20 protein-coding genes are annotated in these 25091 nt (G+C 59.8%); 12 read left to right on the top strand and 8 right to left on the bottom strand.

What is annotated here, in order from left to right; translation table 11 throughout:
• Positions 1 to 43: 43 nt before the first annotated feature.
• Positions 44 to 2797: a TonB-dependent receptor gene (locus tag LJD29_RS12260; protein ID WP_446741824.1), complete on the top strand. Its 2754-nt coding sequence runs from the start codon at positions 44 to 46 to the stop codon at positions 2795 to 2797.
• 73 nt (positions 2798 to 2870) lie between these two features.
• On the top strand, positions 2871 to 3074 hold the full coding sequence (locus LJD29_RS12255) for a hypothetical protein (RefSeq protein ID WP_446741823.1): 204 nt from the start codon (positions 2871 to 2873) through the stop codon (positions 3072 to 3074).
• A gap of 10 nt (positions 3075 to 3084) precedes the next feature.
• Here the strand turns inward: LJD29_RS12255 and LJD29_RS12250 are convergent, their stop codons facing one another.
• The 3 genes from LJD29_RS12250 to LJD29_RS12240 all read right to left on the bottom strand — a co-directional run bounded on the left by LJD29_RS12250 (position 3085) and on the right by LJD29_RS12240 (position 7867).
• Positions 3085 to 4938: a CRTAC1 family protein gene (locus tag LJD29_RS12250; RefSeq protein ID WP_446741822.1), complete on the bottom strand. Its 1854-nt coding sequence runs from the start codon at positions 4936 to 4938 to the stop codon at positions 3085 to 3087.
• A 198-nt stretch (positions 4939 to 5136) separates the two neighbouring features.
• Positions 5137 to 6348, bottom strand: a complete 1212-nt coding sequence (ilvA, locus tag LJD29_RS12245; protein WP_446741821.1) for a threonine ammonia-lyase — start codon at positions 6346 to 6348, stop codon at positions 5137 to 5139.
• Positions 6349 to 6571: 223 nt separating this feature from the next.
• Complete coding sequence (locus LJD29_RS12240) at positions 6572 to 7867, bottom strand: sugar MFS transporter (RefSeq protein WP_446741820.1); 1296 nt, start codon at positions 7865 to 7867, stop codon at positions 6572 to 6574.
• Positions 7868 to 8174: 307 nt separating this feature from the next.
• Here LJD29_RS12240 and LJD29_RS12235 point away from each other — a divergent pair, with 307 nt between their 5' ends.
• The 5 genes from LJD29_RS12235 to cobA all read left to right on the top strand — a co-directional run bounded on the left by LJD29_RS12235 (position 8175) and on the right by cobA (position 15729).
• On the top strand, positions 8175 to 9356 hold the full coding sequence (locus LJD29_RS12235; protein WP_446741819.1) for a hypothetical protein: 1182 nt from the start codon (positions 8175 to 8177) through the stop codon (positions 9354 to 9356).
• Between the two features lie 70 nt (positions 9357 to 9426).
• Positions 9427 to 12468, top strand: a complete 3042-nt coding sequence (locus tag LJD29_RS12230) for a TonB-dependent receptor (protein WP_446741818.1) — start codon at positions 9427 to 9429, stop codon at positions 12466 to 12468.
• A 233-nt stretch (positions 12469 to 12701) separates the two neighbouring features.
• The gene (locus LJD29_RS12225) at positions 12702 to 14363 is read left to right on the top strand and encodes a nitrite/sulfite reductase (RefSeq protein WP_446741817.1); all 1662 of its coding nucleotides are present in this window, start codon (positions 12702 to 12704) and stop codon (positions 14361 to 14363) included.
• Between the two features lie 8 nt (positions 14364 to 14371).
• Positions 14372 to 14986 (top strand): precorrin-2 dehydrogenase/sirohydrochlorin ferrochelatase family protein, encoded by a 615-nt coding sequence (locus tag LJD29_RS12220; protein ID WP_446741816.1) that lies wholly within the window; start codon positions 14372 to 14374, stop codon positions 14984 to 14986.
• Positions 14983 to 15729, top strand: coding sequence for a uroporphyrinogen-III C-methyltransferase (gene cobA / locus LJD29_RS12215; RefSeq protein ID WP_446741815.1), 747 nt, complete (start codon positions 14983 to 14985; stop codon positions 15727 to 15729). Before LJD29_RS12220 ends, cobA begins: the two co-directional genes overlap by 4 nt.
• 1 nt (position 15730) lies before the next feature.
• Here the strand turns inward: cobA and treZ are convergent, their stop codons facing one another.
• The 4 genes from treZ to LJD29_RS12195 form a co-directional block, all read right to left on the bottom strand.
• Complete coding sequence (treZ, locus tag LJD29_RS12210; protein WP_446741814.1) at positions 15731 to 17461, bottom strand: malto-oligosyltrehalose trehalohydrolase; 1731 nt, start codon at positions 17459 to 17461, stop codon at positions 15731 to 15733.
• A gap of 61 nt (positions 17462 to 17522) precedes the next feature.
• Complete coding sequence (locus LJD29_RS12205) at positions 17523 to 18293, bottom strand: SDR family NAD(P)-dependent oxidoreductase (RefSeq protein WP_446741813.1); 771 nt, start codon at positions 18291 to 18293, stop codon at positions 17523 to 17525.
• Between the two features lie 111 nt (positions 18294 to 18404).
• Entirely contained in the window at positions 18405 to 18749 is a 345-nt protein-coding gene (locus LJD29_RS12200) for a hypothetical protein (RefSeq protein WP_446741812.1), read from the bottom strand.
• Between the two features lie 185 nt (positions 18750 to 18934).
• A complete protein-coding gene (locus LJD29_RS12195) occupies positions 18935 to 19174 on the bottom strand; it encodes a hypothetical protein (protein WP_446741811.1) in 240 nt (79 codons plus the stop codon).
• A 163-nt stretch (positions 19175 to 19337) separates the two neighbouring features.
• Between LJD29_RS12195 and LJD29_RS12190 the strand changes: the two genes are divergently transcribed.
• Entirely contained in the window at positions 19338 to 19493 is a 156-nt protein-coding gene (locus LJD29_RS12190) for a hypothetical protein (protein ID WP_446741810.1), read from the top strand.
• Here LJD29_RS12190 and LJD29_RS12185 read toward each other — a convergent pair.
• Positions 19490 to 19651 carry a Trm112 family protein gene (locus LJD29_RS12185; protein WP_446741809.1) on the bottom strand — a complete coding sequence of 54 codons (162 nt, stop codon included), beginning with the start codon at positions 19649 to 19651 and terminating at the stop codon, positions 19490 to 19492. The two genes, LJD29_RS12190 and LJD29_RS12185, sit on opposite strands and share 4 nt — an antisense overlap.
• A gap of 28 nt (positions 19652 to 19679) precedes the next feature.
• Between LJD29_RS12185 and coaE the strand changes: the two genes are divergently transcribed.
• From coaE to LJD29_RS12165, 4 genes are read left to right on the top strand one after another with little or no spacing between them, the layout of a single operon-like run.
• Positions 19680 to 20336, top strand: a complete 657-nt coding sequence (gene coaE / locus LJD29_RS12180) for a dephospho-CoA kinase (protein ID WP_446741808.1) — start codon at positions 19680 to 19682, stop codon at positions 20334 to 20336.
• Positions 20337 to 20376: 40 nt separating this feature from the next.
• Positions 20377 to 21534 carry a S1C family serine protease gene (locus tag LJD29_RS12175; RefSeq protein WP_446741807.1) on the top strand — a complete coding sequence of 386 codons (1158 nt, stop codon included), beginning with the start codon at positions 20377 to 20379 and terminating at the stop codon, positions 21532 to 21534.
• Between the two features lie 26 nt (positions 21535 to 21560).
• Positions 21561 to 22493, top strand: coding sequence for an oxidoreductase (locus LJD29_RS12170; protein WP_446741806.1), 933 nt, complete (start codon positions 21561 to 21563; stop codon positions 22491 to 22493).
• A 6-nt stretch (positions 22494 to 22499) separates the two neighbouring features.
• Positions 22500 to 25049: an AMP-binding protein gene (locus LJD29_RS12165; protein ID WP_446741805.1), complete on the top strand. Its 2550-nt coding sequence runs from the start codon at positions 22500 to 22502 to the stop codon at positions 25047 to 25049.
• The last annotated feature ends 42 nt before the right edge of the window (positions 25050 to 25091 follow it).

Below are 25091 nucleotides of genomic sequence, written 5' to 3'. Positions count from 1 at the left end.
AACCGCACAAACGTTGGTGTCACGCACCCTGCCGGTCAACCAGATGTCTCGTTTTTGGACTTTCTTTCTCGCAATCATCCTGACTTCAGGCTGCGCCTCGTTCGCTCAGGTTGCACCGGACACGAGCGTATCCGGTGTCGTCACCGACCCCAGCGGTGCTGTGATACCGGATGCAGCCGTCACTCTCCGCTCCGGCGGCGCGCCGAGTGAAAAGACGACCGATGAAAAAGGTACCTTTCGTTTTTCAGGAGTCTCAGCCGGAAGCTACCAGCTGACGGCGACCTCTCACGGATTTCGTCCTTCGATACAGACCATCTCCGTAGAAGCAGGCGAAACGTTGCATCTGCGCATCTCCCTCCAGATCGACGTTCAGCAGCAGCAGGTAAAGGTGGGAGACGACACGCTGGACTCGTCTCCGGATCACAACCAGGGCGCCATTCTTCTTAAGGGAACAAGTCTTGCCGCTCTGGCGACAGATCCGATGCAGCTGCGCCTCCAGTTACAGGCCCTGGCAGGATCGGGCTCCGGCACGCAGTTCTACATCGATGGATTCACGGCCGGCCATCTGCCTCCAAAATCGGCGATCCAGGAAATTCGCATCAATGACAACCCCTTCTCGGCACAGTGGGACGCGACCGGCCTCGGCCGCGTGGAAGTCGTCACCAAGCCGGGCGCGGATGCCTTACACGGCACTCTTTCTCTGCTTGGAGAAGACTCGAACCTGAATTCGCAGAATCCATTTGTCTCAGAGCAGCCACCGTATTCGGCGTTTTATTCGGAAGGAAACATCAGCGGCAAACTGGGCGCTCACAGCTCCTGGCTGTTTGACGGAGACGAACAGAACGTTGGAGCGCAGTCTTTCATTCATACCGTGACTTCTCCGGCCGGGCCCGCTTATACGGCGACGGTGTCGAGCCCGCGCAGCTCTGTTGATGTCGGGCCTCGATTCGATTTCCAACTCGGAAAAGTTCAGACCATCAGCCTGCGCTATCAGTTCGGGCGCCAGCAGCAGGACAACCTGGTGCAGAACCAGTCTTCGCTTCAAAGCCAGGCGGTAAACACGCGGCACACCGAGCAGACGTTCCAGTTCAGCGACGCCCAGGTATATTCGCCGCGTTTCATCAACGAGACACGCTTTCAGTTCCAACGGACGAATGACAGTACCGTCTCGCTGAACGGCGGCGCGAGCATCCTGGTCGAAGGCGCGTTCGATGGCGGCGGCAACTTCACAGGCCAGCTGCACGACGGGCAGAATCACTATGAGCTGCAGAATTACAGCTCACTAGGGCTGGGCGATCACCTGCTGCGCTTCGGTGCGCGCCTGCGGGATGTACAGGACGGCAATTCTTCAACTGCCGGCTTCAACGGGCAATTTATCTTTTCCTCCATCGAGGCTTACCAGGCCACGCAGCAGGGTCTGGCTGCAGGAATTCCCATCGGCACACTCCAGTCGCAGGGTCTTGGCCCTAGCCAGTTCGCCATTACGGCCGGAGAGCCGAAGCTCAGCGTGAATGTGGCCGATGTTGGCGCCTACTTCGAAGATCAGTGGAAGCTCTCTTCGAACATGACCCTCACGCCTGGGCTCCGCTTCGAGAGCCAGACGAATATTCCTGACCATGCGGATTTCGCTCCGCGTTTGGCATATGCGTGGGGCATCGGTGGAGGAAAAGATCGTTCTCCGTTTGCCGTGCTGCGCGCCGGGATCGGTGTTTTCTATGACCGCTTCGCGCCCAATCTTGTTTTGAATGCCGAGCGGCAGAATGGCGTGCTGCAACAGCAGTATGTCGTCAATGCGCCTGAGTTTTATCCGAGCGTGCCACCCGTAGATCAGCTCGGACCAGCGACGCTACCGACCGTCTACCGCATCAGCCCGCGCCTTTCCGCACCGCACGTTGTGCAGGAGACGTTCGGCATCGACAAGGATTTTTTCAAGAACCTCACCCTGTCCGTCGACTACACCTTCTATCGCGGCATCGATCAGTTGTTAACCCGGAACATCAATGCCCCATTACCCGGGACTTACGATCCAGCTAACCCTGAGAGCGGTACGCGACCGCTGGGCACCCAGCAGAACATCTACGAATACGAATCGGAAGGCACGACCAAGCGCGGACGCATCTACGCAAAGTTCCGCCTGACGACGAAGCCGCTTACGCTGTTCGGCTACTACACCTATGGACACAGCCACGCGAATACATCAGGCGCGAGCAGCTTCCCCTCGAACCAGTACGACCTGCACCAGGACTACGGGCGCGCATCGAATGACAACCGCAACAGGTTTTATGTCGGAGGCGTAGGCCACCTGCCCCTCGGCATTGAGTTCTATCCATTCCTAGTGCTCGAGTCGAACCTGCCCTTCAATATTGTCACTGGCACTGATCTCAATGGCGATTCGCAGTTCAACGACCGTCCTGCATTCGCTACTGACCTGAACCGCTCCAGTGTCTACCGCACGAAGTGGGGCAACTTTGACGCCGATCCGCTGCCGGGGCAGAAGATTATTCCCATCAACTACGGCAAAGGCCCATCGGTCGAGATGCTGAACATGAGCCTGACAAAAAATATCGGAGTAGGACCGAAGGTTCCGGCAGACACCCCCGGTGGTCAGGCGACCAGGAAGTATCTGCTGAATGTCGGCATGGAAGGCCAGAACATCCTCAACACGATAAATGGCGGAACGCCGCTCGGCGTCCTGGGCTCGCCTCTCTTCGGACAATCGACTTCGCTGACATCGACACAGTTCTCTAGCCAGGAGGCGAACCGTATTCTTTACCTGACGATGCGGTTCGATTTCTAGGATCTTCGATCACGAGTGAAAAGTCTTCGGTGGGAGCCTTGCAGACCGCATCTGAAGTAGCAGGAGCTTTCCTATGTATCTCCACGAGACCCCTCGCATGGCGCCCCTTACCGTCGCAGGAATCGCCCTTATTGTGATCGCAGTCTTTGCACTCGCATTCGGAGGTCTCTCGTTGAACCGCGCGACAAAAAGGATTTCTCCCCTGCCTGTCGCGCTCGGTGGTGTCGCGCTGGTTGGGGGAGTTGGGCTGATCGTCGCCAACCTGCGAAAGAACTAGAAGGTTCTCTCTATTTCTTGCAGGTTGCGCAGAGTTCCCCCGTAATGCCCTTGCCCTCTTCAATTGTCAGGATGCGGTCGACCGAAGGGATCGCAACCTTTTCGACTGCGCCGCTGGGCCAATGAATCTCGGCTGAAGAAGTGGTTGCATCACCGATTCCGAAGTGAACGCGCTGATCGTTCGAAGACATGAAGCTTCCTCCACTGATCACATCGCCGCGTTGCTTCACATTGTTCGCAGTCAGATAAACGGTCGCGCCCACAGCATCTTTCGGGCTCTTCGGGCCACCGACCAGCTTCAATTCCAGCCAGTGATGCTTGTCGGGGCTTACGTTGCGCAGCAGCACCGGTGAGTGATCAAGGACATTGATGACCACATCGATCTTGCCATCGTTGAAGAGATCTCCGAATGCCGCGCCGCGCCCTTCCAGAACATCCGCGAGGCCTGTGCCTGCTACAGGCGGCATCAGATCGAACTTCTTCCCCTGGGCGTTGTGATAAAGCAGCGGACGCTGCGCGAAGCTGGTTCCCCAGTCCTGTTTATCTACTTCGGGATAAACATGGCCATTGATCATCATGATGTCTTTCCAGCCGTCGTTATCGAAGTCGAGAAAGCCAACGCCCCAGCCGAGGAATGGAATCGTATCCTGCCCCATGCCGGAGTGGTTGCTCACATCGGTGAAGTTCGCGTCTCCGTCGTTGTGATAGAGCACCTTGTAGTCGTCTGAGAAGGTCGTGACCATGAAGTCGAGGCGTCCGGTATTCTCATAGTCGCCAACGGCAAGGCCCATGGACGCCGTCTCGCGGCCATCCTGGTTCAGCGCAAAGCCCGACGCGTAGCTGTCGTCTTCAAAGGTGCCATCACCTTTATTGATGTAGAGATAGTTCGGCGTGGAGTCATCGGTCACAGCAAGATCGACCTTGCCGTCGTTGTTCACATCGGCAAAGATGCCGGTGAAGCCGTAGTACTTGTTGGGATCGCTGACGCCCGCCTTCTCGCTCACGTCGGTGAAAGTGCCATCACCATTGTTGTGGAAGAGATGATCGTGCTCGCCCTCGAGGCCGCGCGGTCCACACATCACGCTCACACCGCGGAAGTTGCAGAAGCTGTAGGCAACAGTCGCGGTGCCCGGTGCGGGCGGATGCGCGATGTCGTAGTGAATGTAGCCCGGAACAAAGACATCGAGCTTGCCGTCGCCATCGTAATCGCCGAAGGTCGGGCCGGTCGACCAGTTACCCAGCTGGATTCCAGCCTTCTCGCCGACATCGGTGAATGTGCCATCGTGATTGTTGCGATAGAGGCGATTCTTGCCGTAGTTCGTCACGAAGATATCCGGCCAGCCGTCGTTGTCGTAATCGCCGATAGCCACTCCCGCTCCCCAGCGGTCGTTGGCTACGCCAGCCTTTTCGGTGACGTTGGTAAATGTTCCATCGTGATTGTTGTGGAAGAGCGCGGCGTGGGCGGGAGCTTCTTTGCCATCGTATTGCTCGTAGGTCAGGCCGTTCACGAGATAGATATCAAGCCAGCCATCGTTGTCGTAGTCGAGCAGGCCGACGCCCGAGCCGGCCATCTCGATGATGAACTTCTTCTCTGGAGTGCCCATGACGTGCTTCCACGAAGCGAGGCCGGACTTCTGCGAAACATCCTCAAAGACCTTCGGTCCGGAAGCAACGAATCCGCCAGCGGTGATCGGCCTGTGTTCGGAGTCATGGATTGCAGCGTGATTGCCTGCGGTAGAACTGCCGCCGCCCATCCCCGACTGTCCCGCCGGAGACTGGGGAGGAGCCTGCGCGAGCAGTGTCCCAGCAACTGCGAAGGAGAGAAGAATTCCACGAACCGTCTGAAAATCGCTGCAAAACTTCATCTTGACTCTATCCCCGGTACGGACCGCTGATTGGCGACCGCCTGCAGGGGCGGATTTCGCTCATCGACGAGTGTATATGCCGGGGCACAGCTCCGACACTCGTTTCGGGGTGTTTGACGAGGTACTGCAGCGCTGGCGATCGAACACGAAAAGGCGGCGATCAACCTTTCAGATCGCCGCCTTTCGCTGCCCGGACACTCAGTCGATCCGCTCGTGCCTGTAGCCTGCCTCGGTCAGCAGGCGCCCGATTTCGGAAATGTGCTCCGCGCCGCGCGTTTCAAGGGTGAAGTCGATAACGGTGTCTCCCAGGCTGACACCGTAGTAGGCGCGATCATGCGAGGTCTGCACGATGTTGGCCCGTGCATCGGCGATGATGTGCGTAAGGTTCACGAGCGACCCTGGGCGATCCACGAGATGGATGCGCAGACGGGTGCGGCGTCCGTCCTTCACCAGGCCACGCTCGATGATGCGTGCCAGCAGGCTGACGTCGATATTGCCACCGCAGACCAACACGGCGGTCTTCTTGTTTTTGAGCGAGGTCTTATGCTGCAGCAGCGAAGCCAGAGCTACTGCACCGGCACCTTCAGCCAGCGTCTTTTCGCGTTCCAGCAGCACCAGGATCGCCTTGGCAATCTCTTCTTCGTCGACCGTGACCATTTCATCGACGTAGCGCTGAACCAGAGGCAGTGTCTTCTCGCCCGCACGCCGGACCGCGATGCCGTCAGCGACAGTCGCCTCGGCAGCTATCGTTACCGGCTCGCCTTTTTCCGCTGCACGCAGCATGGAGGGCAGGCGCTCGGTCTGTACGCCGATGACGCGAATCTTCGGATTACTTTCCTTGATGGCACAGGCCACGCCGCCGATCAGTCCTCCACCACCGATGGGCACAACGACAGCCTCAAGGCCTGGAATCTGATCAATCAGTTCCAGGCCGATGCTTCCCTGCCCCGCGATCACCTGCTCGTCGTCGAAGGGATGCAGGAAGGTCAGCCCCTCAGCTTCGCTCATGCGAATGGCTTCGGCGCACGCCTCGTCGTAGTTCGCTCCGTGCAGCACAACTTCCGCGCCAAAGTTTGTCGTCGATGAAACCTTGACCAGAGGAGTGGTCAGAGGCATCACGATGCGAGAGCGGATGCCGCGCTGCGTCGAGTGGTGGGCCACGGCCTGTGCGTGGTTCCCGGCGCTGGCGGCGATGACGCCACGCTGCTTCTCGGCGTCAGAGAGCAGCAGGATCTTGTTCAGCGCGCCCCGCTCCTTGAAGGCGCCGGTGCGCTGCAGGTTGTCGAGCTTGAGATAGACCTGCTGGCCGGTCATCTGCGAAAGCGCAGCCGACTGCGTGGCTGGAGAAAGATAAATGAAGTCGCGAATGCGCTGGCGCGCGGCCTGTACGTCGTTCAGGGTGACGCTCATCTTGTGCTGCTCCTCCCAGAAGCAGAAAGGCCACCAGCCGCTGAAGCGGTTGGTGGCCTGGTTTCAATCCTTCGTCCGGCAGCCATCCGCTCCTAGGTGGAGGGAATAATAATGGCCGCAATAATTCGGCTGTCGATCACGACAACACCGAAGTTGGCCACGAGAGGCTGCATAACGTTGGAACCATCAAAACAGAGTCACGATACGAAGTCAAACAACCCGGCTATGCGGGCTGCTTGATCTTCGAACCGCGGAACGCGTAGTAAGCGACAAAGACGTAGCAGAGCGTCGGGACGATGAAAGCATGATGCAGGCCGATGTGATCGGCGAGCACGGCCTCGATCTCCGGCACAATCGCTCCGCCTACAATCGCGGTAACGAGCAGACCGGAGGCTTCACCCGTCAGCGGCCCCATCTCGGCAACGCCCAGGGTGAAGATGGTCGGGAACATGATGGAGTTGAAGATGCCCACCAGCAGGATCGTCCAGACGGCGACGTAGCCGGTGGAAAGCATGGACAGGATCACCATGGCAGTTGCGCCGATCGCGCAGATGCCGAGCAGCTTTGCCGGGCTGAAGCGCTGCATGATCCACGAACCGATAAAGCGGCCCGTCATCATGCCACCCCAGTAAAAGGGCACGAGGTTCGCACCCGCCGCGATCGAGATATTACCGATGTCCGGCTGATTGAAGTAGTTGATGAGGAAGCTGCCGATGGCGACTTCCGCCCCGACATAGACGAAGATGCAGACAGCGCCGAGCACAACGTGCGGATAGCGCCAGATGCCAGGGCCTTTTGTGCCGCCCGTCGGGCGAAACTCGCGCGTGGTATCAAGGCGGGGGAAGCGATAGAAGGCAATCGCAAGGCCGAGCACAACCAGTGCAAGCGTGATCGCGAGATAGGGCATCTTCACGGTCGAAGCCTGTTCCACGCGATAGGCCTGGAGTGCTTCAGGCGAGAGTGCCTTTACGTTTTCAATCGCCTTGTGAGCGCCACGCAGGATAAGCCACCCGCCAAGCGGGGGCCCGATGGTGGTACCCAGCGAGTTGAAAGCCTGTGTCAGATTGAGGCGGCTCGATGCGGTTTGCGCTGATCCGAGGATCGAGACATAAGGGTTGGCGGCAACCTGCAATGCGGTGATGCCGGCAGCGAGAATAATCAGGGCTGCAAGAAAGAGCGGGAACGAGGGCACGCTGGCAGCGGGAATAAACAACACCGCGCCGAGTCCCATGGTGAACAGGCCAGCCACCATTGTCCGCTGATAACCGATCCATTCGACGATCTTGCCCGATGGAACACCGAAGGCCGCATAAGAGGAGAAGAATGCGAACTGGATCAGCAGGGCCTTGGTGTAGTCGAGGTCGAAAACGGCTTTGAGGTGCGGAATGAGGATGTCATTGAGAGAGGTCAGAAAGCCCCACATGAAGAACAACGTGGTGACCATTGCGAAGGCGCTTCTGTAATTGCCCCCGGGCGAAGCGGAGACTTTCGCGGAACTGCTTACACTGGTAATTGCCATTCTAGTGAGGCTTCCTCGTGTGTTTGGCTCAAACTTTGGCTTATCTGCGATTTAGTGCAGGAACGGCCGGGAAAAAATTGGCCTTCGGAAATGATACCTGTTTGGAAGAAATCGCGTCCGAAGTTCGCACACCCCGATTCGGGGCATCGTAATTGGGATGCCTCCCGGTGACCCAAAGATAAGGACCGCGGGCTGTTATCTTTTCGTTTCCCGTGCGCAGGCGTAGTGAAACTTTCGCACTAGGAGAACGTCTTTGGAATAGCGCGGCCACCAGTTGAGCATGCTCGGCAAGCGGGAGATAGGTTCGATGGGCTCAATGATTTACTCGTCTGCATTCAAAATTTGCCGCAGTCTTGCACTGGCTTCCACGACGCTCGTGGCGCTTCCGGCTGCCCATCTTGCAGCGCAGCAGCAGGCTGCTTCGCCCTCCAACCGTGTCGTCGGCGCCGTTACAGCCATTGACGGGCGCAGCATCACAATCAAGACCGACTCCGGCGCCTCTTCCACCCTGACCGCCGGGGACAGCGCAAGGGTTCTGCGCATGGCGCCGGGGGCGAAAACACTGGCTGGAGCGACTCCTATCCAGCTGACCGATCTCGCGATCGGCGACCGCATCCTGGCTGTCACCACACCAGGCAGCGATGGCACTTCTTTGACCGCGACCACCATTATCGCGATGAAACAGGCCGACATTGCAGAGAAGCAGAATGCCGACCGCGCGGACTGGCAGAAACGAGGAGTGGGCGGACTGGTCAAATCGGTAGACCCAGCGGCACAGACGATTGTCGTGACCGCCGGATCGAGATTACTGACGATCCACACCTCCACGAAGACGGTCATCCGCCGCTACGACCCGAATTCGATTGAGTTTTCCGCGGCCAAACCATCCTCCTTCGACCAGATTCATCCCGGCGACCAGCTGCGCGCACGCGGAGACCGCGGCCCGGATGGCTCGGACCTCACCGCCGAAGAGATCGTCGCGGGCAGCTTCCGCAATATCGCAGCCACAGTTGTGTCTGTGGATGCGGCAGCGAATACGGTTCAGGTGACCGATCTGGCCACCAAGAAGCCGGTTTCTATCCACATCAACAGCGACAGTCAGTTGCACAAGCTTCCTCCCGAAATGGCACAGGGACTTGCAGCCCGTCTCAAGCGGGCCAGCGGATCGGGCTCCAGCGGAGGAGCGCAGGAGCCGGGCGCGTCGACTGGGGCAGAAAACCACGCCAGCGGCGAAAGAGGCCAGAGAAACGGCGATCTTTCACAGATGCTGCAGCGTACACCTGTAATTACCGCGTCAGACCTTCATAAAGGCGATGCGGTCATGATCGTTGCCACGCAGGGAACCCCGTCGGAAACCACCGCGGTCACCCTGCTGGCTGGCGTCGAACCCGTCCTGGCCTCCTCATCCTCGGCCAGTGAGAGCGTCTTCTCTGCTTCCTGGTCAGGTATCGGGGGCGGTGGAGCGGGTGCAGACGCGGGAACACCCTAAGAACGGAAAATAGCCGCCCGAGCGGCAGACAATCCCACTCGTGTTACGGAGCTTTGTGAATTTGAAATTCATGCGATGCCTTTTTTGTCTTTTAATCCTGCTGCCGGCCGGCCTGGGCTTTTCGGCGCTGGGGCAGGCGGGGACCTCCACCTTACATGGAACGGTCACAGATCCCTCGGGAGCAGTCATTCCCGGAGCGAGCGTCAGCCTGACTACCCCGGACGGTCATACCGTCGCCACCGCGACCTCGAGCCAGGACGGCGGGTATACCACCCGCGGCGTCACGCCGGGCATGTATATCGTGATCGCGACCGCGCCTGGTTTTGCCTCTTCGAGCTCGAAAGCTGTCACGGTAAAGAGCGGCCAGAATCTGCAGTTTGACGTGAAGATGGACATTGCCGTCGAGAAGCAGCAGGTAGTGGTGAATGAGGACACTCCGACCGTCAGCGTCGATCCGACGGCCAACGCCAATAGCCTGGTGCTGAAAGGCGCTGATCTCGACGCACTTTCCGACGATCCGGACGAGCTTTCGAACGAATTGAACGCTCTGGCCGGGCCGGGCGCCGGGCCGAATGGCGGCCAGATCTATATCGACGGCTTTACGGCGGGCGAACTGCCTCCGAAATCCGCCATTCGCGAGATCCGGATCAACCAGAATCCGTTCTCTGCTCAATATGACAAGCTGGGTTATGGCCGCATCGAGATCCTGACCAAGCCGGGCACGGACAAGTTCCGCGCCCAGTTCATGGGCATGGGAAATCCCTCGCAGCTGAACACCGGTAACCCCTTCGACAAGAACATCCCCGACTACTACAGCTACCAGTACAACGGCACGGTAAGCGGGCCGATCAACAAGCACGCCTCGTATTTCGTCAGCGCCGAGCATCGCGCCATTCAGGACGACGCCATCGTCGCGGCCTACCGGCTGCAGGGCGAGGTCAATGGCAATTTTGCCGCGGGTGTTTACAACAACACCGCCGATTACACCCCGGTCTCCTTCAACGACGCGGTGGTGACACCACACGGGCGGACCAACATCAGCCCACGCATCGACCTGCAGCTGGGAGACAAGAACACGCTGAGTGTTCGCTACCAGTTCTATGACGACAACGACAAGAACCAGGGCGTGGGCCAGTTCTCGCTGCGGGATCAGGCCTACAACACCTCGTCGACCGAGCACACCGTTCAGATCAGCGATACGCAGATCCTGAGCGACAAGGTGATTAACGAGACCCGCTTCCAGTTCCTGCGCGACTTCTCGAAGACCACTCCGTCGTCCACTGCTCCGGAGACTGCTGTCTCCGGCCTCGAAGCCTTCGGCGGTTATCCAGACCAGACGATCAGCGATCACACGCTGCACTACGAGCTGCAGAACCTGACCGAGATTGCGCTCAAGACACACTCGATCAACTTTGGCGGGCGTCTTCGCTATCAACGCGATGCCAACACGGCCAGCTCCAGTTTCAACGGAGAATTTACCTTTGGCGGCAACCAGTGCACGAGCGACACGGTGGGTTGCGTCACGACCACGGCTGCTGAGGCCTACGGGAATACGATCCGCGGCCTGGGTACGGGGCAGAGCTGGGCACAGATTCGCGCTACCGGCGGCGGTCCCAGCCAGCTCAACCTGGCCTATGGCAGCCCGAATATCGTCTCCAGCCTGACCGATGTGGGTCTTTACTACCAGGACGACTGGCGCGCCAACAAGAACCTGACGCTCAGCTACGGCGTCCGCTGGGAATCGCAGTCCAACATTCAGGATAAGAACGACTGGGCGCCGCGCCTGAGCTTCGCCTGGGGCGTCGGAGGGAAAGGTAAGCCGCCCAAGACCGTGATCCGTGGCGGCTACGGATTCTTCTATGACCGCTTCCAGATCGCCGAAATCCTTCAGGCAAAACGGCTCAACGAGAATGCCGACTCACCACAGAAGGAAGTCGTAATCCGCGACCCTTCCTGCTACTCGGCAACCAGCATTACTTCAACCGACCTGGCAGCCTGCGAAGGCACGGATGCAAGTACAAGTAATTCTGCCGTTTACCAGATCTCCCCGAACCTGCATGCGCCGGTTACCCAGCAGGCTGCGGTGGGCATTGAGCGGCAGATTACGCGTGCCTCAACCTTCTCGCTGACCTACATTAACTCGCTCGGCAATCACCAGCTCACGACCCGCAACGCCAATGCGCCGTACCTGGCCGGGTACAACCCTGCCGATCCAAATGTTTACCAGTACTACTCCGAAGGCGTCTTCAAGCAAAACCAGCTGATGATGAACTTCAATGCCCGCTTCGGCAGACAGCTCTCGATCTTCGGCTTCGATTCGGTAAGCTGGGCCAACAGCGACGTAGGCACGGTGACTGGCAATCCGAGTAATTCCGCCAACCTGAAGGCGGACTACGGACGGGCATCTTTCGACGTACGTAATCGTCTCTTCCTGATGGGCAGCTGGTCGGCTCCGTGGAACATCCGCGTGAGCCCCTTTATCGTCGTGCAGTCAGGCTCCCCGTTTAACATCACGACCGGGCAGGACAACAACGGCGATTCGTTCTTTAACGACCGTCCTACCTTTGCCCAGGCGGGCGATACGGACACAGTCCAGACCGCGTACGGCAACTTCAATCTAGATCCCACGGCTGGCCTGGCTGCGGGTGAAAAGCTCGTGCCGAACTACTATGGCGATGGTCCGAATCTCATAACAGTCAATGCTCGTGTGAGCAAGACCATCAGCTTCGGCCCCAAAGTCGCTGGCGCGGCTCCGCAGGGTGGTTTCGGGCCCGGCGGTGGGGGAGGCGGACACGGCGGCGGTGGTGGCGGTCAGGGTGGACCTCCGGGCGGCGGTCTTGGGCCGGGCGGCCTGAGCGGCAACCAGGGTGGCCCCGGTGGACCGGGCGGACGTCACGGCGGACAGGGCCAGCAGCAGGGTCCGACCCATGGACGCTACACGCTAACGTTGAACGCTCAGGCTTTGAACCTGTTTAACGACATCAACCTGGCCCCGCCGACCGGGGTGCTCGGCTCACCGGAGTTCGGCAAGTCGAATGCCCTGCAGCAGGGAATCTTCGGTACCTCGTCTGCCAGCCGCCGGGTGTATGTACAGGCTGTCTTCAGCTTCTAACTCGTTCTCAACAAAGCGGTCAGGCTTCGAACCTCCAAGGTTCAAGCTTGACCGCTTTCTTTATGCGCAATATCCTTGAAGAAATGCCTTTCTACTCCATTTGCATTGCTGCCTGTCACGCGTGTTGTTTCACGCTGGGCCGGAGCTGCGAGTAGAACGCTACAGATTCGCATCGACCGCTCAGCCCACCCGCAAGGTGGGCTTTTGTACTTAGGGAGAAAGCAGAAAAGATCATGGCCGACGTACCGGTAAAAGAGACCAAAGCCCAGCGCATGGAGCGCCTGAAGCGCGAGAAGAATCCCTGGGAGATTTTTGACGAGGTTCGTGCATTCGCCCGCGAAGGCCGTGCCAGCGTCGTGCCCGAATGGGCGGGCGCCTACTTCAAGTGGTGGGGCATTTACACGCAGGGTGACGGCATCGGCGCGGTCGGCGGCAAGGGCGGCGAAGGCCTGGCCAGCGAATACTTCATGATGCGCATCGCCATGCCCAACGGCATCATCGATTCGCACCAGCTCCGCGTAATTTCCGACATAACGAAGACTCATGCCCGCAATCTGGCTGACATCACTACCCGGCAGAACATTCAGCTGCACTGGCTGACGATCGAGTCGATTCCTGAAATTGTCGACGCACTGGACAAGATCAACCTGTCCCCCAAGGGCGCTTGCGGCGATGTGGTCCGCAATGTGACCGGATGCCCGCTGGCGGGAATCGATCACGAGGAGATTCTCGATGCCTCGCCGCTGGCGCTGGAGCTGGCGAAGGAGCTGATCGCTAACCCCGAGTTTTACAACCTGCCCCGCAAGTTCAAGATCTGCGCCACCGGCTGCCCGGTCTGGTGCTCCTATCCCGAGATCAACGACATTGCCTTCACCGGCGCACGCCGCGGCGAAGAAGTTGGTTACACGATCCGCGTGGGCGGTGGGCTCTCGAAAGAGCCGCACCTCGCCGTGAAGCTGGACGCTTTCGTCCGTCCGGACCAGGCAGTAGCCGTTGCCAAAGAGATTGCGCGCATTTTCAAGGATCAGCAGGGCCTGCGCGAAAACCGCGATAAGGCTCGTTTGAAGTATCTCTTCCTCAAGGAAAACTGGACCGCGGAGAGCTTCCTCGAAGAGCTGGAGCGCCGCCTGGGCTATAAGCTCGATTCGGCGCCGGAAGAAAACATTCCCGACGAGGTTCTGCGCGATCACACCGGCGTGCATCCGCAGAAGCAGGATGGCCTGTATTCGGTTGGAGCGACGGTGCTGCGCGGACGCCTCTCCGGCGATCAGCTTGCCTCGCTTGCCGATCTCGCCGACAAATACGGAGATGGACAGCTTCGCGCAACGATCGGGCAGAATATTCTGCTGGTCAACATCCCCAAGGCAAATATCTCGGCCCTGGTGGAAGACCTGGGAACGATCGGCCTGCGCGTCGAAGGATCGAGCTTCTGGCGTGGAACCGTCGCCTGCACCGGCACCGAGTTCTGCAAACTCGCGATCAGCGAGACCAAGGGCTTTGCACGCTGGGTGGTAGATGAGCTCGAAGAGCGCATGCCAAGCTTCGACCAGCAGTTGAAGCTGCACGTGACCGGCTGCCCCAATGGCTGCGGACAGCACTGGATTGCGGACATCGGTCTTGAAGGCAAGAAGGTGAAGCATGAAGGCCAGATGGTGGACGCTTTCAATTTCGTCGTCGGCGGAGCTGTCGGCAAGTATTCCGCAGTCGCACGGCCCATCGCTTATCGTGCGCCCGCGACTGAAGTACCGGCCGCGATTGAGCGCCTGCTGAGCAGCTATCTCCAGGAACGCAACCCGGATGAGAGCCTGCGTGCCTACTTCTCACGCCATGACGCGGAAGCGATTCGCGTGCGTCTCGCCGGTGAAGTTCTGGCTGCTGCACCGGCCGGAGACTAAACCAGACCATGAGCCTCTTCCCCATCTTCGTGAAACTCGCGGGACGCCAGTGCCTGCTGGTTGGAGCCGGGGAAGTGGCTTTGCAGAAGATCCCTTCCCTGCTCGGCGCGGAAGCCAGGCTGCGCGTGATCGCTCCCCAGGCGCGTGCTGAGTTCTCTGAACTGGCGCGCGCGGGACGCATCGAGCTCATCGAGCGCGAGTTCACCGAGGCCGATCTCGACGAAGTGTTCCTGGTCGTTGCGGCCACGGATCGTCCTGATGTGAACGCTGCTGTTTACAGCGAAGCAGTACGCCGCAACATCCTGTGCAACTCGGTCGATGATCCTCCGCACTGCGATTTCTATTTCGGATCGATTGTGACCCGCGGCGACCTGCAGATTGCCATCTCCACCAACGGAGAAAGCCCGGCCCTGGCGCAGCGTCTGCGGCAGGAGATCGACGAGCAGCTCCCTCAGGATCTCGGGCCCTGGCTTCAATCCGTAGGAGAATTGCGGCGCGAGGTGCTGGCCGCATATCCCTCGGGTGAAGAGCGCAAGATGCTGCTGCACAAGCTGGCGCAGCGAGAGCTGTGCGAATCGCAGGACTGCCCTTCGCGCAAGCTTGCCTGGGAGAAGCGCGCATGAAAACTCCCGCAAAGGTTTTTCTGGTGGGCGCAGGCCCTGGCGATCCCGAATTGCTGACCGTGCGTGCGGCGCGTCTGCTGAAACACGCGGACGTGGTGCTGTACGACGATCTCGTGACGGAAGCAGTGCTCGAACTGGCGGCTCCCAATGCGAGACGAGAAAACGTCGGCAAGCGTTGCGGCGCGAAGAAGATTACGCAGGCCGAGATCAACCAGCTAATGATCGACGAGGCGCGGCAGGGTCATCACGTCGTGCGGCTCAAGAGCGGCGATCCATTGGTCTTTGGCCGGGCGGCCGAAGAGATGGACGCATTGCGCGAAGCCGGCGTGGAGTTTGAGGTCGTTCCGGGCATTACAGCGGCATTTGCGGCAGCTTCGGCGTTACAGTGCTCGCTGACGGACCGGCGTGCAGCGTCGAGCATTGTCTTCAGCTCGGGGCATCACGCCACTGGGGGACCTCCGGCCATTGCCGAGCCTACGCGCGTGGTCTACATGCCGGGACGCGACTTCTCGGCGCTTGCCGCGGAATGGAAGCAGGCCGGGCTGCCTGATGACTTGCCGTGTATCGCCATTTCGCGCGCGGCGCAGCCCGACCAACAGATCGCTCACACCACCCTGGGTGAGCTGGCCAGGACAGATGCAGGACCTGCTCCTACGCTGGTGCTTGCCGGATGGGCTTTTCAGAAGATGCCGGCGGCTTCGGAGATCGAAGCCGCGCTGGCATCGCTTTCCGTGGACGAGTAACTCAGACCCGCAGGATCGCTACAGAATCCGGTGTCAGCTTCAGGGTATGTCCTGACAAGGCGATTCCGTCCGACGATTGCAGCAGTATCTTCGTGTTGCTTCCGAGATCTACAGTGACCGGCTCTTCTGCCAGGCTGAAGACGATCCGGATGCTGCCCCGTTCGATCATCATCCACTTCTCTTTTTCTTCGAACCGGACCTTCGTCGCTTCGAGAGGCCCGGGAGCGAGATCTTTTGTGGTCTTTCGCAGATGAATCAGCCTGCGATACCAGTCGAGCATTGCCGCGTGTTGCGGCTGGCTGCGCTCTTCCCACTTGAGCTTTGAATCCTCGAATGTCTTCGGGCTTTGCGGGTCGGGCACTTCACTCGGCTTCCATCCGAAGGCGACAAATTCTTTCTTGCGGCCTTCTGAAACGGCACGACCGAGATCTGGATCGTCGTGATCGGTGAAGTACTGAAACGGCGTCGACGCCGCCCACTCCTCACCTTGAAACAGCATCGGTACGAACGGCGCGGTCAACACGACGGCGGCGGCGATTCTTGTGCGGCCTTCGCTCACCAGGTGAGAAATCCGCTCGCCCTGCGCGCGGTTCCCGACCTGGTCGTGATTCTGCGAATAGCCGAGGAACTTCCACGAGGGCAGATCGACGATGGGGCGGCCATGAGCGTGATCGCGATAGGCGGAATACTGCCCGTCGTAGACGAATGCGCGTTCGAGCGCCTTCGCTAAATCTGCGAAAGAACCGAAGTCCGCATAATAGCCGCTGCGATCGTTCGCCAGCAGCGAGAAGATCGCGTGCTGAAAGTCGTCGCTCCACTGCGCGTCGAATCCATAGCCGCCGCGATCGATCGGAGCGACCACGCGCGGATCGTTGAGGTCGCTTTCGGCAATGACAGCGTAGGTATGGCCGGTCTGCTTTTCGAGTGCGCGTACGTCCGTCGCCAGCTGCTCCATGAAATGGATCGCCGAGCGATCGACGTAGGCGTGAACAGCGTCGAGGCGCAATCCGTCGAAGTGATAATCGCGCAGCCACATGAGCGCGTTGTCGATGAAGAAGCGGCGTACCTCGTCGCTGCCGCCTTCCTCGAAGTTGACGGCGTCTCCCCACGGCGTGTGGTGGCTGGCGGTGAAGTATGGGCCGAACTTGCCGGTGTAGTTTCCCGAAGGGCCGAGGTGGTTATAGACCACGTCGAGCAGCACGGCAAGGCCGGCTGCGTGGCAGGCGTCGACGAAGGCCTTCAGCTCGTCCGGCGAACCATAGGGCGCATGCGGCGCGTACAGATCGACGCCGTCGTATCCCCAGCCTTGTACGCCGGGAAACGCCGATACCGGGGTCAATTCGACATGGGTGATGCCCAGATCCTTCAGGTCGCCGATGTGCTGCTGCGCGGCGCGGTAGGTACCTTCGGGAGTGAAGGTGCCGATATGCAGCTCGTAGACGATGGCGTCTTCAAACGAAGGAGCTTTCCATGAAGCATCCTTCCATGGGTAGGCGGCGTGATCGACCACTCGCGACGGGCCGTGCACTCCCTCCGGCTGAAACGCAGAGCGTGGATCGGGCAGATCGAGCGTGTCGTCGTCGATACGGTAGACGTAGTCGCTTCCCGGCTTCGCCGTTTCGACCGCGGCCTGCCACCATCCGTGGGGCTGCGCGGTCAGCGGATGCAGCTTCTCCCCAACTTTAACCTGAACCTTCCGGGCGTTCGGCGCCCAGACGCGAAACGTGTGCATTGGCCTTCCTGACTTGTTGCTTGTGCTGCCGGGTTTGATCCACTCCGGGCTGCGGCAGTTGCTATTGCTCGTGATAGTTGCGCGTGAGGCCGCCGTCAATCAGCAGGGTCGCTCCATTGACGTAGCTCGCGTCTTCAGAAGCCAGATAGGCCGTCATCGCCGCCACCTCTTCCGGAGTACCCAGACGCCCCAGGGGAATCTGCGAGAGCAGCGCATTGAGCTTGGGCTTATCCTCGAGCAGCGACTTATTCATCGGCGTAGCGATGGCGCCCGGCGCGATGTTGTTCACGGTGATGCCCATCGGACCCAGTTCCACGGCGAGGTTGCGCATGAGCATGCGCAGGCCTCCCTTGCTGGCGCAGTAGCTGGCGAAGTGGGGAAAGGCCATGTCTTCATGGACGGAACTGATGTTGATGACCCGTCCCGGCAGATTCGCCTCGCTCAGCCGCTTGGCGAACGCCTGCGTGAGGAAGAACGGTCCTTTCAGATTCACGCCGAGCACATTGTCGTAGTCTTCTTCGCTGACCTCGAGGAAATCCGAGCGCTTTTCGTACCCGGCGTTGTTCACCAGCACGTCGGCCTTACCAAACTTGATCCATGCCTGTTCGACCAGGCTGCGGGCCTGGTCTACTTTCGAGACGTCTGCCTGCACGATCAGACCGTCGACACCGGCTTTGCGCACGGTTTCAAGCGTCTGCTCCGCCCCATCTTTGGAGCGCGAGTAGTTGATGACCACGTTCGCTCCCTGCTGGGCAAGGTGGATGGCGATGCTCTGCCCGATGCCGGAGCTGGATCCGGTAACGATAGCGACGCGCTGTGAGAGTCCTGGCATATTTCCTTCGATGCAGCAGGGTCGCACATTTGAGGCAAATCTGGATGAATTTCAGGAAAGCGCCCGGATCGCGGGTCCGGGCGCCTGTTCCTGCAAGGGTCCCGTTGTGATTTAGGCGGCCGTCTGCTTGCCTTCGAGAATGTCGACGGCTTCTTGGACGATCGGGGCGAGCTTTTTGAAGTCGGCGATCAAGGTAAGGAACTGCTGGTAGGCTGCCGTGTCCGCCGAGAGATTGAATCCTTCAGTGGTGACGGCCGACTCCGAGGCAGCAATCAGGGCTTCCACATCTGCCACGATGGTGGACAGGCCTGAAACGAACTGGGCTTCCAGCGGCTTCTCGGCTTTCAGGATCGTCGCGACCTTTATGGCCAGGCTGACGGTGTCCTTGATGGCATCCACCATCCACTTTCCGAAGTTCTCTATGCTGACGCCCAGCTTTTCGAATATGTTGCTCATGGTCATCCTTTCGGCGATTGAGGGAGCAAAAAAAAGACGCGGCCAGTGGCCGCGCCTTTTTCTGCTCTCAATATCAGATTAAGGAAATCCGAGAATTACTCCGCCAAAAGATATTCGGAACCAATCCAAATCAACTGAGCGATTTGGGCCTTTCGCAGGACAGGAAGAACTTGACACAGATCAAATTACATTACCAACGCAATACGTTCGAGCTCGGGCTGGATCATGTCATAGGAGCAACCCATGCCTTCGAGGCGAACGACCGCGTCAAACGCGGTGTCCGGTGCGACGCCATATCCACGGCCGGTAAGAAACGAAGCCAATACTTCTGCTGCCTGCCGTGAGTCGATGCCGGGCTGGAGGAGCTCGTTGCGAAGACCTGTCAGCTCGGCGACAGAAAACTTTTCTACCCTGCTGCTATTCATGCCTTGAATCCCTCCGCATATAAAGAGACCCCGATTCTTTTGGAGTGTTGCGATAAGGTGCTTGTGCATGAGATACGCAAAACCGGTATGGATGGTTTTCTCAGGTCCGAAATCCTGTTTTGGCAAAACCCAAATATCGTTCGATGGGAGATGATTAGACTCAATGAAGATGAACCGTGATCCTGAGAAGAACCCTCCCGATTCTTCCTTCGGCCCGAGCTGGGGAGTCATGCTTTTGCTCCTGGCAGTCGCCATCGTGGTCGCAACGCTGATCGCGTACCGCATGGTCTACCCTTTCTTTCACGGGCATCCGCACTAGGCCTGCGAAGCGGGCAGGGTGGCCCGGCCGGGCAGAAGCACCGGCAGGCCGTCCACGATTGGATAGAGGCGGGAGCATCCAAGGCAGCGGAGCTTGTCCTCGCTCTCTGCAAGCCTGCTGAAGCACACGGGGCATACAATCGTTTCGGGAAGCTGCATGGTTTGAGTGTAGCTCCATTGGAGAAGAATGCTGCGAGTTGGACTGACCGGCGGCCTGGGAAGCGGCAAATCGACGGTTGCAGCCATCTTCCGAACGCTGGGCGCTCACGTGATCGAGGCCGACGAGATTGGCCGCACGCTGATGAGCCCAGGTCATGATGTCTACGACGCCATCGTCAATCACTTCGGCCCCGAAGTGGTACGGCCTGACGGCCAGCTGGACCGAAAACGGCTCGCCGACCTTTCCTTTCGTCAGCACCGCCTCCCGGAGCTGAACCGGCTGGTGCATCCCGCGGTAATCGCCGCGCAGCAGGCATGGGCAGAAAGGCTCTTCGTGGAAGATCCGGCAGCGATTGCCATGGTGGAGTCGGCGCTGATCTTCGAGGCCGACACGCAGGGGGGCAGCCTGCCGGGGTGGCGCGAGCGCTTCGATCGGATTGTCCTCGTGACCGCGCCCGAGGATATGCGTATCGAACGGTACGTGGCACGCGTGATGCAGAACTCTCCTGAGCTATCCATCGATGAAGTAAAAGCCGATGCGCGGCGGCGGCTGGCGCAGCAGAAGCCGGACAGCGAGAAGATTCCCCTTGCCGATTACGTCATCCGCAACGATGGCGACCTCGAATCGGCCCGTCTGCAGACCGCGGCGGTTTATGCCCAACTTCAGGCCATATCGCGCAACTGAAGTTCAGAAACCTCTAAAATAGAAGTGGTTGAAACACGTTATGACCTTTCGCAGGATTGTCATCGTCCTTCTTATCGTTGGCGGCTTCTGGTATCTCACGTCGCACGACTCGGGTCCCATCCGGCTTCGTACGCTAGCCGGCAATGCCTCCGGTTCCTCGCTTACGCTGACCGAGGCTCATGCCGCGCCGGAGTATGACGCGGAAGAGATGAACAACATCTCCGTCTACAAGAAGACTCTGGCATCGGTAGTGAACATCACAAGCCAGACGCAGACGCTCAATTTCTTCTTCCAGGCAGTGCCGCAGCAGGGGCAGGGATCGGGGTTCGTTCTCGATAAGCAGGGCCACATTCTCACGAACTATCACGTGGTTGCGAACGCTCAGCAGATTGAGGTCACCACGTCTGACAAACGCCGCTACAAGGCGCGCGCCATCGGCACCGATCCGAGCCATGACCTGGCCGTCCTGCAGATAGACGCTCCGAACCTGAGTCCAGCGGTACTCGCCGATTCGAAGAATCTCGTCGTAGGGCAGAAGGTCTACGCCATCGGCAATCCCTTTGGCCTGCAGGGCACAATGACCTCGGGCATTATCAGCGCCATTCGTTCGATTCACAATCCTCAGGGCGCGCCGATTGAAAATGCCATCCAGACCGATGCCGCGATCAATCCCGGCAACTCGGGCGGACCGCTGCTCAACTCGCGCGGCGAAGTGATCGGCATCAATTCGCTCATCGCTACGAATCCCAATGAGAACGTGGAGCAGAGCGCGGGCATCGGCTTTGCCATCCCCATCGATACGGCAAAGGCGGTACTGGGAGACATCCAGAAGTATGGCCGCGTACGCAGGCCTTCGCTGGGTATCGTCTCTCTGCCGATCGGCCCTGACCTTGCCGAGCAAATGGGATTGGCGGCAGATTACGGCGTGCTGATTCAGCGCACGTTTTCCAACGGCGCGGCGGAGCGCGCGGGGCTGCGCGGCGGCAACCAGACGGCATATCTCGGCAACATCCAGATCTACCTTGGCGGCGACCTGATCGTTGGCCTCGATGGCCAGGAGATCACCAATACGCAGGATATTTCCGACGTGATGAACCGCCACCAGGTGGGCGACACCATCGGGATCACTTACCTGCGAGGACGCCGGAAGATCACTGCACGCATCACACTCGGCGAGGCTCACGATCAGGCTGCGTAAGATCGCCTGACCGGAATACGACCACTATGGCTCAATGGACGACCAGAGACATCCCGTCGCAGCAAGGCAGGCGAGCGCTCGTTACCGGCGCCAACAGCGGCATTGGTTTCCATGCAGCCAAAGAGCTGGCAAGAGCAGGCGCGGTTGTTCTGCTCGCCTGCCGCAGTGCCGAAAAAGGGTCGCAGGCAAAGCAGCGCATCCTGAACGAGATTCCATCCGCGCAGCTTGAGGTCCTGGAGCTGGACCTGGCCAGCCTCGCATCGATTCGCCGTGCTGCCGCGATGCTGGTGGATGACCGCAATCCGCTCCATCTGCTCATCAACAACGCCGGAGTTCTGGCCCCGCCTGCGCGGCAGCTTACCGCCGATGGCTTCGAGCTGCAGTTCGGCACAAACCATCTCGGGCATTTCGCGCTTACGGGGTTGCTGCTGCCGGTCCTGCTACTGGCACATGAGGCGCGCATCGTGACTGTCAGCTCAATCGCGCATCGCGGGGGAAAAATTCGCCTCGACGATCCGAACTGGGATCGCGGGTATGAGCCCTGGCCGGCCTACCGGCAGTCAAAGCTCGCGAACCTGCTGTTCGCCTTCGAACTCGATCGCAGAATACGGGAAATGCACGAAGGCATCTTGAGCGTCGCCGTCCATCCGGGCATCTCGAACACAAACCTGTTTAAAGCCGGACCCGGCCAGAAACCCAGCCTGTCTTCGCGGCTTGTCTCCGGGCTGCTGCTGCCGCTGTTCGGGCAATCCGATGCGCAGGGTGCTTTGCCTACGCTATATGGTGCGGTTTCTCCGGGGGTGCATGGCGGGGGCTTTTACGGACCGGACGGCTTTAAGGAAATGCGTGGCTACCCAGTGGAGGTGCGCGCAGAGGCCAATGCCTACGACGCAATGACCTCGCTCGAGCTGTGGCAGATGTCGGAAGAGTTCACCGGCGTGCGTTTCGGGGGCCTGTAAGTTTTCATGCGTCCCCATCTTGCAACCTTTGTCGAAGACTTCCGCAGGCACGGCAAGCAGACGGCCATCGTTACCTATCGCGGCAACCGCCGCACATCCACCAGCTACTCTGAGCTTGCGGATGCGGCTTCTGGCTTTGCAGCAGAACTGATGCGGCGCGGTATCGGGCTTGGCGACCGCGTGGTGCTGTGGGGTCAGAACGGGCCGGAGTGGGCCGGCTGCTTCTTCGGCTGCATCATGCGCGGCGTCATCGCGGTTCCGCTTGACGCGGCCGGCAGCCTCGACTTCGCGAAGCGCGTCATTAGAGAAACACAGCCGAAGCTGATCGTGGGAGACGCTGCCTTGCTTGGGCCGCTCGATGCAGCATCTGCAACGCTCCCGTACGAAGAGCTGGCCGGACTCCTCTCTACCGCAGCGCAGAGCCCTGCTGTCGAACCAACCTTGAATCTCGACACCCCGCTACAGATTCTGTTCACATCCGGCACCACCGCTGAGCCGAAAGGCATCGTTCACACCCATCGCAATGTACTCGCCAGCGTGACGCCGATCGAGCGCGAGATACAGAAATACCTGCGCTATGAGCGCTTCGTGCATCCGCTGCGCTTTCTCCATACGCTGCCGCTGAGCCATGTCTTCGGGCAATTCATGGGGCTGTGGGTTCCACCACTGCTCGCCGCCGAAGTCCATTACGAATCGCGCCTGCAGGCCCAGCGCCTGATGGAAACGGCGCGGCGGGAGCGCATCTCGGTGCTGGCGGCGGTGCCTCGCGTTCTCGAGTTGCTTCGCGATGCGCTGAACATCGATTATCCCGAATTGGAAATAGAAATTGATGCGGCTGCGGGTGAGAAGGTATGGAAGCGCTGGTGGCGCTTCCGCAGGGTACATCGCGCTCTCGGCTTCAAGTTCTGGGCATTCGTGTGCGGCGGCGCTTCGCTACCCGCAGAGCTCGAATCCTTCTGGAGCACGCTCGGCTTCGCGCTGATCCAAGGCTATGGAATGACAGAAACCGCTGCGCTCATCACCCTGAATCACCCCTTCAAGCGCGGCAAAGGAACCATAGGCAAGGTGCTGCCCGGCCGCGAAGTAGAGATTCGCGAGGACGGAGAGATCCTGGTGCGCGGTGACATGGTCTCGACCGCGACCTGGCGGAACGGGGCGATGCAGCAGAACGAATCCCCATGGCTTGCCACCGGTGACCTGGCCACGCGCGACGAGCAGGGCCAGCTGCGCTTCGTCGGCCGCAAGAGCCAGGTGATCGTAAACTCCTCCGGCCTCAACATTCATCCCGAAGATGTAGAAGCTGCGCTCAACGCCCAGTCCGGTGTCGAAGCTTCGGCGGTCGTCCCGCTTGCCGCATCCGGCGGCGACGAGCCCTTTGCGGTGCTGCTCTTTCGCGGCAGCCGGGAGGCTGCGCAAAAGGCCGTCATCACGGCCAACGAGCGGCTCGCCGATTATCAGCGTATCCGCCAGTGGCGGGTTTGGCCGGAGCTCGACCTGCCTCGCACCTCGACCGGTAAAATCCAGCGCCGGAAGGTTGCAGAGTGGGTCAATGCACAGCAGGCGGCAGGCGGCTCTGTGGTCGAGGTGAGCGATCCCCTGTTGGCTCTGATCCTCTCGATCACCGGCGCTTCGGCGGACGGTCTGGCTGAAGACCCGCGCCTCGGTGAAGACCTTCACCTCGACAGCCTAGGGCGCGTGCAGCTACAGGCCGAACTCGAACAGCGCATGGGCCTGACTTTGAGCGATGCAATGCTCGAAAAGGTCTCGACCCTGGGGCAGTTGAAGTCGACGCTGGGCATGAGCGAAGCTTCCGCTGCGATGCCGGCCCAGGCGGCGAAGCCGGTACAGCAAGCCGTCGCCGGAGATGAGATCTATCCAAAATGGACATGGAGCTGGCCGTCACAAGCGGCTCGCGTGGCTTTCACTGAGATGATTCTGCGTCCGCTGGTATGGCTGCTCGCGAATCCTCGCGTGGAGAGCGAGCTGGCGCAGCCGCCATCGCAGCCCCTGCTGATCGTTGCCAACCACGTCAGCACCTATGACCTTCCGCTGATCCTGTACGCGCTGCCTGCGAAGATGCGACGGCATGTTGCTGCGGCAATGGCGGCAAACATGCTCGCCGACTGGAGACACAGCCGCAACCAGGGATCGGGAATCCTGAACCTGCTCGGACCGCTGACCTACCTTGTCGTCACCGGGGTCTTCAACGTCTTTCCGCTGCCCCGCAGCGCCGGCTTCCGGCGCAGCTTCCAACATGCGGGCGAAGCTCTCGACCAGGGTTATAACGTGGTGGTTTTTCCGGAAGGCCACCGCACCGAAGACGGCAAACTGCATCGCTTTCGCCCCGGAATTGGCCTGCTGGCGCAGGAATCGAAGGCGCAGGTGCTGCCCGTCGGTCTTGCCGGTCTGGGAGAGATGAAGATGGGCCGCCAGAAGTGGTTCCGCTCCGGCAAGCTGCATGTGCGGGTGGGCTCTCCCATCACCTTCGCCCCCAACGCCAGCGCGGAAGAAATCACTGCGCGGCTCGAAAGCGAGATCGCCAGGCTGATTAAATAGCCGCACATGACTAAAGTGTCTTGGCGATTACCCATTCGTAAC

This window comes from Silvibacterium acidisoli (assembly GCA_022870745.1).
Classification (GTDB): domain Bacteria; phylum Acidobacteriota; class Terriglobia; order Terriglobales; family Acidobacteriaceae; genus Silvibacterium.
Note: the sequence above shows the minus strand (reverse complement) of the source record. Positions and strands in the feature narration are given on the sequence as shown.